The organism is Nonomuraea rhodomycinica (genome assembly GCF_013363995.1).
Classification (GTDB): domain Bacteria; phylum Actinomycetota; class Actinomycetes; order Streptosporangiales; family Streptosporangiaceae; genus Nonomuraea; species Nonomuraea rhodomycinica.
Window position 1 is genome coordinate 184,676 of sequence record NZ_JABWGO010000007.1, and the last position, 13,094, is coordinate 197,769.

10 protein-coding genes are annotated in these 13,094 nt (G+C 71.8%); 6 read left to right on the forward strand and 4 right to left on the reverse strand.

Annotation, left to right across the window (positions count from 1 at the left end):
* Positions 1 to 63: 63 nt before the first annotated feature.
* Entirely contained in the window at positions 64 to 1,497 is a 1,434-nt protein-coding gene (locus HT134_RS27050) for an N-acetylmuramoyl-L-alanine amidase (protein ID WP_175603270.1), read from the reverse strand.
* Positions 1,494 to 2,453 carry a M23 family metallopeptidase gene (locus HT134_RS27055; protein ID WP_175603271.1) on the reverse strand — a complete coding sequence of 320 codons (960 nt, stop codon included), beginning with the start codon at positions 2,451 to 2,453 and terminating at the stop codon, positions 1,494 to 1,496. The genes HT134_RS27050 and HT134_RS27055 overlap by 4 nt, the downstream gene beginning before the upstream one ends.
* Positions 2,454 to 2,566: 113 nt before the next feature.
* Between HT134_RS27055 and HT134_RS27060 the strand changes: the two genes are divergently transcribed.
* Positions 2,567 to 5,242: an AfsR/SARP family transcriptional regulator gene (locus tag HT134_RS27060; protein WP_175603272.1), complete on the forward strand. Its 2,676-nt coding sequence runs from the start codon at positions 2,567 to 2,569 to the stop codon at positions 5,240 to 5,242.
* 222 nt (positions 5,243 to 5,464) lie between these two features.
* Here the strand turns inward: HT134_RS27060 and mads6 are convergent, their stop codons facing one another.
* Entirely contained in the window at positions 5,465 to 6,811 is a 1,347-nt protein-coding gene (gene mads6 / locus HT134_RS27065) for a methylation-associated defense system protein kinase MAD6 (RefSeq protein ID WP_175603273.1), read from the reverse strand.
* A 60-nt stretch (positions 6,812 to 6,871) separates the two neighbouring features.
* On the opposite strand from mads6, the gene HT134_RS27070 reads away from it, so the two are divergent.
* From HT134_RS27070 to HT134_RS27090, 5 genes are all read left to right on the forward strand, one after another.
* Positions 6,872 to 7,498: a DJ-1/PfpI family protein gene (locus HT134_RS27070; RefSeq protein WP_175603274.1), complete on the forward strand. Its 627-nt coding sequence runs from the start codon at positions 6,872 to 6,874 to the stop codon at positions 7,496 to 7,498.
* Between the two features lie 365 nt (positions 7,499 to 7,863).
* The gene (locus HT134_RS44855) at positions 7,864 to 8,283 is read left to right on the forward strand and encodes a MarR family winged helix-turn-helix transcriptional regulator (RefSeq protein ID WP_217708454.1); all 420 of its coding nucleotides are present in this window, start codon (positions 7,864 to 7,866) and stop codon (positions 8,281 to 8,283) included.
* Positions 8,284 to 8,581: 298 nt separating this feature from the next.
* Positions 8,582 to 8,821, forward strand: coding sequence for a hypothetical protein (locus HT134_RS27080; RefSeq protein WP_175603276.1), 240 nt, complete (start codon positions 8,582 to 8,584; stop codon positions 8,819 to 8,821).
* 474 nt (positions 8,822 to 9,295) lie between these two features.
* Complete coding sequence (locus tag HT134_RS27085; protein ID WP_175603277.1) at positions 9,296 to 9,856, forward strand: hypothetical protein; 561 nt, start codon at positions 9,296 to 9,298, stop codon at positions 9,854 to 9,856.
* A gap of 640 nt (positions 9,857 to 10,496) precedes the next feature.
* Complete coding sequence (locus HT134_RS27090) at positions 10,497 to 10,916, forward strand: STAS domain-containing protein (protein WP_175603278.1); 420 nt, start codon at positions 10,497 to 10,499, stop codon at positions 10,914 to 10,916.
* Here the strand turns inward: HT134_RS27090 and HT134_RS27095 are convergent.
* Positions 10,913 to 13,093, reverse strand: coding sequence for a terpene synthase family protein (locus HT134_RS27095; protein WP_175603279.1), 2,181 nt, complete (start codon positions 13,091 to 13,093; stop codon positions 10,913 to 10,915). The genes HT134_RS27090 and HT134_RS27095 overlap by 4 nt on opposite strands.
* Between the last annotated feature and the right edge of the window lies 1 nt (position 13,094).

A 13,094-nucleotide genomic window follows, 5' to 3' on the forward strand; every position in this document is an offset into this window, starting at 1 on the left:
TGGCCCGGCGTCAGGAGGGGACGCCGGGCCACCGGGAGGAGGGAAGGAGATGGCTTCAGAGGGTCAGCCGCAGTGCTCGAACTCGCTCGTGTAGGTGGCGGTGCCGACCGAGCCGCCCCACTTGACGCACTTGTCCGCGGCCGCGGCCTGGACCGGGCCCGCGTAGTAGTCGAAGTTCCCCGTGTCGGTCTTGCGCGCGGCGCCCTTGACCTCCAGGAAGGCGCTGGTCGCGCTGGCCTTGCCGAGCGAGGTCTTCTTGATGGTGGCGACGCAGTTCTTGCCGGCCGAGCTGTTGTACATCAGGTAGACCGTGCCGCTGGTGCCGAGGGCCTGCGAGTCGATGGTCTTGTAGCCGGAGCCGCAGACCTCCTCGGCGGTGTGCGGGTTGGTGGCGCCGCCGCCGCCCGTGCCGCCGGTCACGTAGCTCATGTACTTCGTCCAGTTCCAGTGCGAGCCCGGGTCGGTGTGGTCGGAGCCCGGCACCTGGACGTGGCCGATGATGTGGCTGCGGTCCTTCGGGATGCCGTAACGGTCGGCGATGTTGCGGGTCAGCGCGGCGGAGGCGCGGTACATCTGGTCGGTGAACCAGGACGCGTCGCTGATGTAGCCCTCGTGCTCGATGCCGATCGAGCGCTGGTTGTAGGTGCTGTTGCCCGCGTGCCAGGCGCGGTTCTTCTCCCGCACCATCTGCGTGATCTGGCCGTCGGAGGAGCGCACCACGTAGTGGGCGGAGACCTTGGCCGCCGGGTTCTGGAACCACGAGATGGAGCCGGCGTAGGAGCCCTGCGTCACGTGGATGATGATCCGGTCGATCTTGTTGCTGGTCGGCCGGTTGGAGACCGCGTAGTTGGCGGAGCTGGCCGCCTTCCACAGGGCGCCGGGGTAGTCCGTGGACGAGGCGAGGGCGCGCGGCTCGTCGTCGGCGTACTTGCCGCGGTCCGGCGTCACCTGCACGGGCTCGGTCTGCACGCCCGCCGCGTCGACGCCGGAGGCCAGGGCCTCGTAGACGGCGTCGGCGTAGATGCGCGCCGTGGCGTCGTCGGCCAGGTTGCCGTACGCGGCGACCGCGCCGTACCACTTGGCGGGGTCCTTGCGGGCGGTGGCGTCCAGCCCGAGCGCGTCGGCCTTGGCGCGCAGCACGGCGGCGCCGCCCAGGACGTTGGACGCGTCGTCGGTCTTCAGCTTGGCGACGGGCAGGGAGGTGAGCTTGGCCGCCTCCTCCAGCGCCTTGGTCTTGGGGTTGCTGACCAGGTGCATCACGCCGTAGCCGCCGCTCGCGCTCGGCTCGCCCTCGTGGTTGTCGAGGTGCGTCTCGGCGTAGCCCAGGGCGACCAGCAGGTCGCGGGGCACCTCGTAGGTGGAGGCGGCCTTGGTGAAGGCGTCGGCCAGGGGGGTGGCCGCGGTGGTGGCGGCGGGGGTCGCGGTGGCGGCCTGGGCCACCGCCGGGCCGGACAGAGCAATGAGTCCGGCGATCACAAGAGTTGTAGTCTTCATCATCCGCAATGCTCAGAGGGACTGTTGTAGGTGGTGGAGCCGGCCGAGCCGCCCCATCTGACGCACTTGCCGGCGGCAGAGGCGGTCACGGGGCCCGCGTAGTACGCGAAGTTGCCGGTGTCGGTCTGGCGCGCCGCGCCCGCGACCTCCAGATAGGCGGAGACCGCGGTGGCCGTGCCGACCGAGGTCGACTTGATCGTGGCTACGCAGTTCTTGCCGGTGGAGCTGTTGTAGAGCAGGTAGACCGTGCCGTCGGACCCGAGGGGCGCGGAGTCGATCACCTTGTGGCCGGAGCCGCAGACGGACTCCGCGGTGTGCGGGTTGGTGGTGCCGCCGCCGCAGGAGTTCCGGGAGGTGACGGTCTGCACCGGGTAGCCGAAGGTCACGCCGTCGAAGACGGCCTTCTGGATGTTCGCCGGGTAACTGGTGCCCCTGCGGACCTCGAAGTGCAGGTGCGGGGTGATGTCGTTGCCCGGCTTGCTGGTGTTGCCCACCGTGCCGACCGGCTGACCCTGCGACACGCTCTGGCCGGCGCTCACCGTGCGGCTGTTCAGGTGGGCGTAGTAGGTGGCGTAGCCGTCACCGTGGTCGATCTTGACCAGATTGCCGAAGCCGTTGGCCGAGCCCTGGTGCGCGGAGATCACGACCGTGCCGGAGGCCGCGGCGACGACGGTGTCGCCGAGGTCCGCGTCCGGGGTGCCGCCCCGGTTGAAGTCGATCTCGTACGACTGGTGGGCGCTGCTTCCGCTGGAGTCACCCGTCCAGCTCTGGCCGCACGGGAACGGCAGCTGGAAAGTCGGTGCCGCGAGGGTCGTCGCCGTCTCCGCCGTGGCGGTGGAGGTCGGCGCGGGCACCGGCGAAGCCGTGGGGGAGGGCGCGGGGTCCGCGAAAGCGGCCGTACCTGTCCCCAGACTGACTAAGAGCGCGAAACCCGTGATCAGCGCCCCGTTGAGCTTCATCGGGTGATCCTTTCTGGTGGGATCTCTGAGACAAGGGTGTGCATATGGCGCACAAGAAACGTCCAGACCCGGTACAAAGAGCTGTCACGCCTCCATAAGGAGCAGATGCGGTCATGACGGTCACTTTTCACGTGCTTGGACCGCTGGAGATCCGGACATCGGGTCAACCCGTCCGGATCTCCGGCAAGAAACCTCGCCTGCTGCTGGCCACGTTGTTGCTGGAAGCGGGCGGGGTCGTCGGTGCCGACCAGTTGGTCGAGGTGCTCTGGCCCGAGCGCCCGCCCCGATCCGCGCAGGCGAACCTGCGCACCTATGTGAGCTCGCTCCGGACGGATCTGGGCGAGGACGGCCGATGCCTGCGCGGCAACGGCTCGGGTTACGCCATCGACGTGCCGGAGGGCGCGCTCGACCTCTTGGTCTTCGAGGAGCTGGTGGGCCAGGCCCGCTACGAGGAGGCGCTGTCCCTGTGGCGCGGCGCCCCGCTCGCCGACCTGCCGGGCAGCCCCCTCTGGGACCGCCGCCTCGACCCCCTCCACGAGGTGCGGCTGCGCGCGGCCGAGGAGCTGATCAGCCGGAGGATGGACCAGGGCGACCACGCCGGCGCCGTGAGCGAGTTGCGCGGGCTGCTCGCCGAGCACCCCTACCGCGAGGACCTGTGGGGACGATTACTCCTGGCCCTGCACCGGGGCGGCAGGAAGGCCGAGGCGCTGCGCGCCTACGCCACGGTCCGGCAGCTCCTCGTGGACGAGCTCGGCGTCGAGCCGGGCACCGGACTGCGCGCCGCGTACGAGTCGATCCTCGCCGACGAGGCCCCGCCCGCGGCCCCCCGCCAGCTCCCGCCCGACGTGCCGGACTTCACCGGCCGGGCCGACGCCCTCGCCGCGCTGAACGAGCCGTTCCAGGTCGCCGTCATCTCCGGGCGGCCCGGAGTGGGCAAGACCGCGCTGGCCGTGCACGCCGCGCACGCGCTGCGCGAGAAGTTCCCCGCCGGCCAGCTCCACCTCGACCTCGACGGCCGGGAGCCGGCCGACCTCCTCGCCGAGGCGCTGCGGGCGCTCGGCGCCGACACGCCCCCGCCCACGGTCCACGAGCGCTCCGCGCTCCTCCGCTCGATGCTCGCCGAGCGCCCGATGCTCGTCCTGCTGGACGACGCGCTCGACGCCTCACAGGTACGGCCGCTGCTGCCGGGCAACGACTCCGTGGTCATCGTCACCAGCCGCCGGCGCATCACCGAGCTGCCCGGCTCCCGCCACATCGACCTCGGCGAGCTGCCGGTCGACGACGCCCTGCAGCTCCTCGGCCGGATCGTCGGCCCCGACCGGGTGGCCCGCGAGCAGGAGGACGCCCGCGCCATCGTGGCGGCGTGCGGCGGGTTGCCGCTGGCCGTGCGCAGCGCCGGGGCCCGGCTCGCCGGCCGGCCCGGCTGGTCGCTGGCGGTCCTGCGGCAACGGCTGGAGGACGACCGGCTCAACGAGCTGCAGGAGGTACGCGTCTGCCTCGACCGCAGCTACCGGGACCTGCCCGACGAGGCCGCCCGCATGCTCGGCACGTTCGGCCGGCTCGGCGCCCTCGCACAGCCCGGCTGGGTGGTCGACGCGGCGCTCGACCGGCATCGCGCTGACGATGTGACCGATCTCCTCGTCGACGTGAACCTGCTGGAGCTCGTCGGCACCGACCCCGTCGGCCAGCCGCGCTACCGCGTCCCCGACCTGATCCGCCGCCACGCCCTCGAACGCACGCCCGACCGCGACGCCCTCGGCCGCGTGCTGGCCGCCTGGACCGCGACCACCGAGCACGCCATGGCGCGGCTGCCCACCACCGTCTTCAGCCTCACCGCGCCCCGCACGCCGCGCTGGCGCCTGCCCGAGCAGACGCTGGAGCGGCTCACGTCCAACCCGCTCGGCTGGTTCGAGGCCGAGCACGACTCGCTCGTCGCGGCCGTCGGCGTGGCCGCCGAGGCCGGGCTCGCCGAGTCGGCCTGGGGCCTGGCCGCCGCCATGGTCCCGTACCTGGACCTGCACTGCCGGCTCGACACCTGGCAGCGCACCCACAGCGTCGCCCTGCAGGCCGCCCGCGCCGGCGGCGACACGTACGGCGAGGCCGCCATGCTGCGCGGGCTCGCCCAGGTCGCGCTCTACCAGGACCGCTACGAGGAGGCGGCCGACGGGTTCCTGCGCTCCCGCCGGCTCTTCCACGACCTGGGCGACGTACGCGCCGAGGCCACGACGATCTGCGGGCTCGGCGCGGTCAGCCAGTTCCGCGGCCGGCCGGCGCAGTCGCTCGGCCACTTCAAGCGGGCCCTGGCCATGTTCCTGGCCGCCGACGACCCCCAGGGCGAGGCGCTCGCCCGGCAGGCCATCGGCCGGGTCTGCCTCAAGTCCGGCGACCTGACCCAGGCGTCCGAGTCGCTGGCCCAGGCCATGCGGCTGGCCCAGGAGCTCGGCGACTCCCACCGCGAGGGCTGCGTCTGCCTCCAGATGGGACAGCTGCACGAGGCGGTGTCCTTCCACCACCACGCGCTGGACATCTTCGAGTCGCTCGGCGACCGGCACTGCGGCGCGTACGCCCTGCAGAGCCTGGCCCGGCTCCAGGTGCGCAGCGGCGACCTGGCCCCCGCCTCGACCGGGCTCCAGCGCTCGCTCGAGGTCTTCCAGGAGCTCGGCGACCGTAGCGGCGAGATGTCGAGCACGCAGCTCCTCGGCGAGCTGTACCGCACGGCTGGCCGCACGGGGCTGGCGCTCGACTACCTCAGGCAGGCCAGCGACCTGCGCCGCCGCCTGCCCGTCTGAGACACACACCCACCTCTTGTCCCCGCGTGTTCACAGGGGCGTCCCGTCGGGACGTGCCGGATCGTTCCGGTCGTCCCGACGCCGGGACGTTCGCCTGCACGTACCGGGACGTCCGGTCGTATCGCTTCGTCCGTACGCACTCCCGTCTCGGGACGTCCGGACGTATCGGCTGGTCCGGCCGGGCCCGGCCCGGTCGGGCGTCAGGCGGGCGTCACACCGCCGTCAGGAGCCGGAGACGATCCGGCGGACGAGCCGCCTGAGGCGGGACCGCTGGGGGATGCCGCGCAGCCCGTCGAGCGCCTCGGCCGCCGAGGGCCGCTTGGCCGGCGAGTGGTCGAGCATCCGCCGCACCACGTCGGGCACCTCGGGGCCGAGGGCGTCGGGCCCGGGCGGCAGCTCGCCGGCGAGGAGCTGGTAGGCGATCACCCCGGCGGCGTAGACGTCGGAGGCGGCCGTCATGCGGTCGGGCCGGTCCTGGCACTCGGGCGCCGCGTAGTGACCGTCGAGGACGTTGCTCAGCTCGTGGGCCACCGTGAAGTTGCGCGGGCCGGGCTTGGAGTAGTCGAAGCCGGTCAGCACGGCGTGGCCGTCGTCGGTGACGAGCACGCACGCGGGCGTGAGCGCGCGGTGGATGACGCCGTGGGCGTGCGCGTGCGCGAGACCGCTCAGCAGGTCCGGGATCACGAACGGCGACCCGGCGCCCCGGCCCGGGCTCAGGTGCAGCGCCTCGCCGTGGACGTCGTCCAGCACGAGCACGAACCGGCTCTCGTCGTCGATGGCGAAGAAGTCGCGCGAGCGCACCACGCACGGGTGGGGCGGGATGCGGGCCAGCGACTGGTAGGCGTTGGCGATGCGCTGCCGCTCGGCGGCCCGGGCGGCCTCGTCGGCCAGCGGGTCGGCCTGGTAGACGCGCAGCAGCACGGTCTCGCTGCCCGGCAGCGTCGCGTTGAACGCGCGGTACTCGGTGACCCTGGTGTCGCCGCCGAGCTGCTCCTCGACCTCCCAGTTGCCGTACCTGGGAGGCGCGGTGCTGCGCCGTACGGTCTGGTTCAGCGCGTCGAGGATCGCCGTCAGGTACGGCCGGGCGTCGGGGCTGCACCCTCGCTTGACCCGCGACGCGTCGGCCAGCATCGGCACCAGGCCGGCCAGGTCGGTCACGTGCGCGGAGTCGCGCCCGGTGGGATCGACCAGCTCGGCGTCGGGCGAGGTGAGCACGACGATGCTGTCGACGTAGACGCGTTCGAGCTGGGTGGCCCGGGACACCAGCAGGCCCTTGAGCGCCCGCGCGGTGCCGCGCAGCTTCGTCACCGGGGAGCCGAACGCCTCCCGGCGCGGCGGGAACCAGCGCGACCCCGACACCTGGATGCGGCCACGCGTGCCCTTGACGTCGACCACCACCAGCGAGTGGCCGGTCAGGACCAGCAGGTCCACCTCGAACACGTCGTCGCCACGCGGCACCTCGACGTTGTGCAGCAGCAACCACTCGGCCGGGGCGTGGTCGCGCAGATAGGCGATCACGCGCCGTTCGGCGTCGTTGACCGGACGTCCCCCGCCGACGATCTGTGCCATGGGCATATCCTCGCACGTGGACGCATTGACAGCATGTTGTCGTTATGACAGCGTGTTGTCATGATGAAGACTAAAAAGCCGGTACATGTGGGGATCTATGACACCTGGGCCGACTGGGAGGCCGGGCACGCCATCGCCCACCTCCGGGCCGAACGGTTCCACCGCGAGCCCGGCGGCTACGAGATCGTCACCGTCGGCCTGTCCACCGAGCCGATCACCACCATGGGCGGCCTGCGCGTCGTTCCCGACCTCGCGCTGGAGGACCTCTCGCCCGCCGCCAGCACCATGCTGATCCTCCCGGGCGCCGACCTGTGGGACGCGGGCGACGCGCTCGCGCCCTTCGCCCGGGCGGCCCGCGCGTTCCTCGACGCGGGCGTGCCCGTGGCCGCCATCTGCGGGGCCACGGCCGGGCTGGCCCGCGAGGGGCTGCTCGACGACCGCGACCACACCAGTGCCGCGCTGCCGTACCTGGAGGCGCAGCCCGGCTACGGGGGCGCCAAGCGCTATCTCGACCGCGACGCGGTGACGGACGGCGACCTCATCACCGCCGGGCCCACGGAGCCGGTGGCCTTCGCCCGGGAGATCCTCAGCCGCCTCGACGCGTACCGGCCCGAGGTGCTGGACGCCTGGTACAGGCTGTTCGCCAAGAGCGACCCGTCGGCGTTCGGCGTCCTGATGTCGGCATGACCGGGACGGAGCCCCCCTTTACGGACGATGCCGGCCACGAGGCGACGCCCGGAGGTGAGACGCGAGACGGCGAGCCTTCCAGGTCCACTGCGTCTTCGGGGTCTACGGCGTCTTCGGGGTCTGGGGCGTCTTCGGGGTCTACGGCGTCTTCGGGGTCTGGGGCGTCCTCCGGGTCTACGGCGTCCTCCGGGTCTACGGCGTCTTCGGGGGCTGCCGCGTCGTCCGAGTCTGCCGCGTCGTCCGGCGGGTCCACCGGGGCCGGCGAGTCCGTGGCGTCGGTCGCTTCCGCCGGTGCCGCCGCCGCTCCCGGCCCCGCCGGTGCCGCCGGTGACGTCGGGCCGGACGCGGACGACGCGGCGGCGTTCCTGTCGGCCGCCGCGTTGACCGCCTTCCGGCTCAACGGCCAGTTCCTGGAGGTCGCCGAGGAGCTGGCCCGGCCCGCCGGGCTGACGGCGGCCTGGTGGCAGGTGCTCGGCGCCGTCCTGGCCGAGCCGCTGCCCGTGGCCGGCGTCGCCCGCGTCATGGGCATGACCCGCCAGGGTGTGCAGCGGATCGCCGACCTGCTGGTGGAGCGGGGGCTGGCCGAGTACCGGCCCAACCCGGCCCATCGCCGCGCCAAGCTGCTCCAGCCAACCGCGGCCGGCCGCGACGCGATCGCGTTGATCACCCCGGGGCACCGGCGCTTCGCCGGACGCCTGGTCGCCCGGCTCGGCGAGGCGGAGGCCCGCGAGTGCCTGCGCGCCCTGCGCCTCCTCTCCTCCGCCCTCGACGACCTGTCCCCCTGAGCGGGACTCCCCCTGAGCGGGACTCCTCCTGAGCGAACGGCGCGCTCAAAGATTTGGATGATCGTGCTTAAACAACGACGTCCGCGCGTCGCGCCATTCTGTATATGGCGGTGATTCGGCAGGCGCCGCGGAAAGCGCCGATGTACCAAGAAAACGAGGTGGCTCCTTGACCGCCATGAGGCTTTCTTGGGTTGCGACGCCCGTCCGGTGCCGGGATCGTTATTGACGGCACCTCACCGCCCCGTACAAGCGACTATGGCGCCGGTGATTTCCGCGCCGATCAATGGAGGAAACAAACATGATCCGTCGTATTCTCGCCGGTGCTGCCATCGCGGGCATCGCGTTCGGTTTCTCCGCCACCGCCGCCTCGGCCGACGACACCCCGTACAACAGCGGCAACAGCGTGCTGAGCCAGTTCAGCGCGCTCCACAACGCCACCGTGCTCAACGGCGTGCTCAACGACTCGGTCAAGGACATCGACGTCCTCAACGTCGGCAAGCTCGAAGAGGCCAACGTCATGGTGCTCAACAACGGCTGACCCGCTGTCGAGGGCGCGGGCCGGCGGCCGCCATCCCCGCGTGGTCCGGCGCCTCGTCAACTGCACAGAACGGCCGCGACTCCCCGTGCGGGAGCGCGCTCCGTCCGGCTCGCCGAGCCCGACGCGACGGCGGCCCGGGACGTTCCGCTCCAGAGCGAGACGTCCCGGGCCGCCGTCGTCGTTTCTCCGGGCCCGGAGGCCGTCCGCGTCCGCCCGTCGTGGCCACTGCCGGTATCGGACATTCGCCGCCGCCTCGCAATATTGTGCTGAATGCTTCATTTGTGGACATATCCGGGCGACGCATAATCAAGCGCCAAGCAATTGAGGGTTGTATTTGACTTGGGCTTAGCGAATTCGAGTTGCGGGGAGCCGGTGTCGCGCGGGATCGTTATTCGGCCTCTCGCGGTCCGTGAGAGCGCGATTCAGAAGAAGCGCCTCCCCTTCCGCGCTGATTCCCACGAAGGAGAAATCAAAATGATGCGTCGCATTCTCGTCGGTGCAGCCCTCGCCGGTGCCGTCTTCGGACTCTCGACCGTGAGCGCCCACGCGGACAGCGGCACCAGCGCGCTCTGCACCCCCAAGCCGGTCGTGACCGACTGCGCCCCCAAGCCTGTCGTCCTCACTCCCAAGCCGGTCATCGCGGTTCCCTGCGCCACCAAGATCGTGACGACCGCGACGCAGTGCACGACCACCTGCACGACGAAGTGCGTGACCAACTCCGGGGCCACGCAGTCCTCCTCGACGCAGTCCACCCAGTCGTCGCAGTCGTCGCAGTCCTCGTCCACGCACTCCACGGCCACCAGCTCCACCGCCACGAGCTCGATCAGCTACGTGCCGATGAGCGGCCCGCTCAACACCGGCAACCAGATCGGCAGCCAGTGGTCCGCGGCCAACGACCTCGTTCTGCTGAACGACGTGGCCAACAACTCCGTCAAGCACATCGACGTGCTCAACGTCGGCAAGCTCGACAAGGTCAACGTGGGCGTGCTGAACAACCACCAGGCGGCGGCCACCTCCGTGCTCGCCCCCTGCTGAGCCACGGGTAGGCACGGACCGGCCTCCGGCCTGCTTCCGGAGGCCCGCGTTCAGGCCGCGCTCGTCTGATCGGGGGCCCGCGTCCTCAGACGGCCTGGGTCCGGCCGGCGCCCGTGTCCGAGCCCTCCCGAGCGGCTCGTACACGACGACGCCCGACAGGGAGAGCACCAGCTGGATGGCGGCGGTGCTCACCCGGATCGGGCCGGTGGCGCCGGTGGGATGGTGCACTCCCAGGTGGACCCGGGCCCGCGTGTGCGCGGTGACGAGCGAGAAGTGATCCGCCGGCGGGTGTGGGCGGGTGATGGCGATCCTGTACAGGGGAGCCCATGCCCCGTCCGGCGGAGACCGACGCGAGGGTCAAGGGGGCCGCCCGGGCCATCAGGTCCGCGGCGGCCCGACGCGTACGGCCCATGGCGAGGTGAGGGGTTGGGCCGGGTTGGGTACGTACCGGACAGAGCCTCCTCAGACCGGCTCATACCCCCACAGCCATACCAGCCCTTTAGGGTCAATATCACTTAGCGAACGACAATTCGTGTAGCCTGGTTCCGGACTGGCGAGACACGCGGCGCCGGTCCGTTCCCCCAGTGCGCAGGGGCCGGAGGACGACCCCCACGCTCGGAGAGATGGGGGTGCGCGGCCGATGAGCGGCGACACGGACACGAACGAGCGGCTGCTCTACGCCGACCGGCTCGTCCGGATCTCCCTGCGGATGCCTCTCCGGGACCCGCGGACCACACCCCACCTGCTGTTCGCGACGGCCGGCACCGGCCCCGTGGTCACACTCGTCGGCGAGATCGACGTGAGCAACTGCGAGGCGCTGACGCGGGCGCTGACCGCCTGCCGAGCCGGTGGCGGGCACGTGACCGTCGACACCGGCCGGCTGAGCTTCATCGACCTGGCGGGCCTGCGGGCGCTGATCATGCCGGCGCTCCCCGCGCCGCAGCGCTGGGTGCGCCTGCGCAACGTCACGCCGTACCAGGAGAGGCTGCTGCAGCTGATCGGCTGGCTCTACGAGCTGGACCCCGAGCCCGACAGCGCCGCGCCGCAGGCCACTCCCTAGACCGCCGAGCCCCACATCATCGCGGCCGAGGTGCCGAGACCCGTCGGACCGGCCAGCCGCCACCGGGGCGGCTGGTGGTGGCGGCGCAGCGACTCCTCGTCGTAGCGGCGGCAGTCGCGATGCCACACCAGGATGCCCGACATCCAGTTCTCCAGGTCCCGCACGTAGCCGCGCAGCACCTCGCGCGCCTCCTCGCTCAGCCCGGCGTCGTCGTAGAGCACCGGCAGCTCGTGCTCGGCGACGTGCTGGAACTGCCGCATCCGCGAGTTGATCAGGTCGGTCGCGATGCCGAGCGCCTCGGGGTAGCGGCAGCCGAAGAACGTCTCGGTGACCAGCACGACGTTGTGCGTCTCACCCTCGAACTCGACCTCCTTCTGGTACGAGAACACGTCGTTGAGCAGGGCCGCGTAGTCCATGGCGGAGTTCTCCAGCGACCGCAGCGGCCCGCTGTCGTAGATCTCCGGCGGCACCCGGTCGCCGTGGGCCAGGCGGCACAGGCTCATCGTGAGCTCCGAGCCGAACGTCATGCGCCGCATCTCGACGTAGTCGACGGGGTCGGGCACCCGGTTGGCGATCTGGTTGGCCAGCTCCCACAGCCAGCTCTGCACCATGTCCTCGATCGCCCCGCGGAACCTGCGGCGCGCCGCCGGCTCCATCGGCCCGGCCGTGCGGGCCCACAGGTCGGCCAGACCGCGTTCGAGCGCGTTCACCGGCACCGCGAGCGGCGGCCCGTCGAGGGGCATGAACATCGGCAGCCGCTCGACGCACACCTTGGCGGCGGCCAGGTTGCGGGTGCGGCCGAACACCACGGGGAAGTAGTCGTCGCCGTAGGTGCCCCAGGCCAGCCAGGCCGACGACAGGTCGAGCTGGGCGGGGGAGGCGTCGGGGTGGATGCCCGCCGCGCACAGCGGCAGGTCGTAGTCGGCCAGCTTGTCGGCGTCCCAGACGGCCGAGCCCACCACGCCGGGCTGCGCCTCCAGGATGCCCATCTCCCGCGCCCAGGTGATGACGTTGACACGGGCCGCGCCGAGGTGGGGCGACAGCCGGGGCTCGAACGGCATGAGCAGCTCGGGGATGACCGACGGCCCGACCCGCCGGTGGGGGACGTGCGCGTACGAGCGGAACCGCTTGGCGCCGAGGATGTCGACGACCGCGCGCATGCCGAGCCCCGCGCCGCGCCCGGCGCGCTCGTTCATGTAGCGGCTGGAGCGCATGTGCCACTCATGGCCGCCGGACTGCCAGTCCTGCAGCCCCTTGACGTAGGCGAGCACGCCGGCGCAGGACAGCGGGTCGAGGCCGTGCTCGGCGAACAGCGGGCCCAGCTCGGTGGCCACCGTGTGCTCGAACTGCTGGAGCCGGGAGGTGAGCAGGTCGTTGACGGAGTCGGCGGCCTCCTGCGTGGTGCAGCCGAGGAACGTCTCCAGCACCAGCACCCCGTTGCTCAGCTCGCCCTCCTCCTCCACCTCCCGCTGGTAGGAGAACAGGTCGTTGCGCAGGTGGACGGCGTCGGAGAAGGTGTCGCGCAGCACCCGCATGGGCCGGGAGGCGGCGATGCGGGCGGGCACCTCGGCCCCCACGGCGTGCTCGACGAGACCGGCCGACCACGGCGCCCCGCCCACCTTGCGGCGCATCTCGATGTACTCGACCGGGTTGGGCACCCGGCCGATGTTGATGTTGGACAGCTCCCACAGCGACTCGTTCAGCAGGTTGCGGGTGCTCTCGGCGAAGCGCTCCCGCCACTGCTGCGAGCGGCTGGGCACCGTGCGCCGCCACAGGTCGGCCAGGCCGGCCTCCACCGGGTTGGCCGGCTCCGGCATGCCGGCCGCCAGGTCCGGCGGCATGAACGCGGGCAGCCGGTCGAGGTGCTGCTTGCCGGCCTCCCGGTCGCCGGTGCGCTTGAACAGCTCCAGGAAGTGGTCGTCGAAGAAGAACACCCACACGTACCAGTCGGTGATCAGGCTCAGCTCGGGCCCGTCGCAGTCGGGATGGGTGTAGGCGCACAGCAGGGCGTAGTCGTGGGAGTCGAGGTCACGCTGCTCCCAGACGCCGGAGCCCTCCAGCATGCCCATGGCGCGGGCCCACTCGCGGGAGTGCCGCCGGGCCTCCTCCAGGTGGGGGTTGAGCCGGGCGGGATACGGCAGGTAGAAGTCGGGCAGCTCGAACGGCTGGTCGGCCATG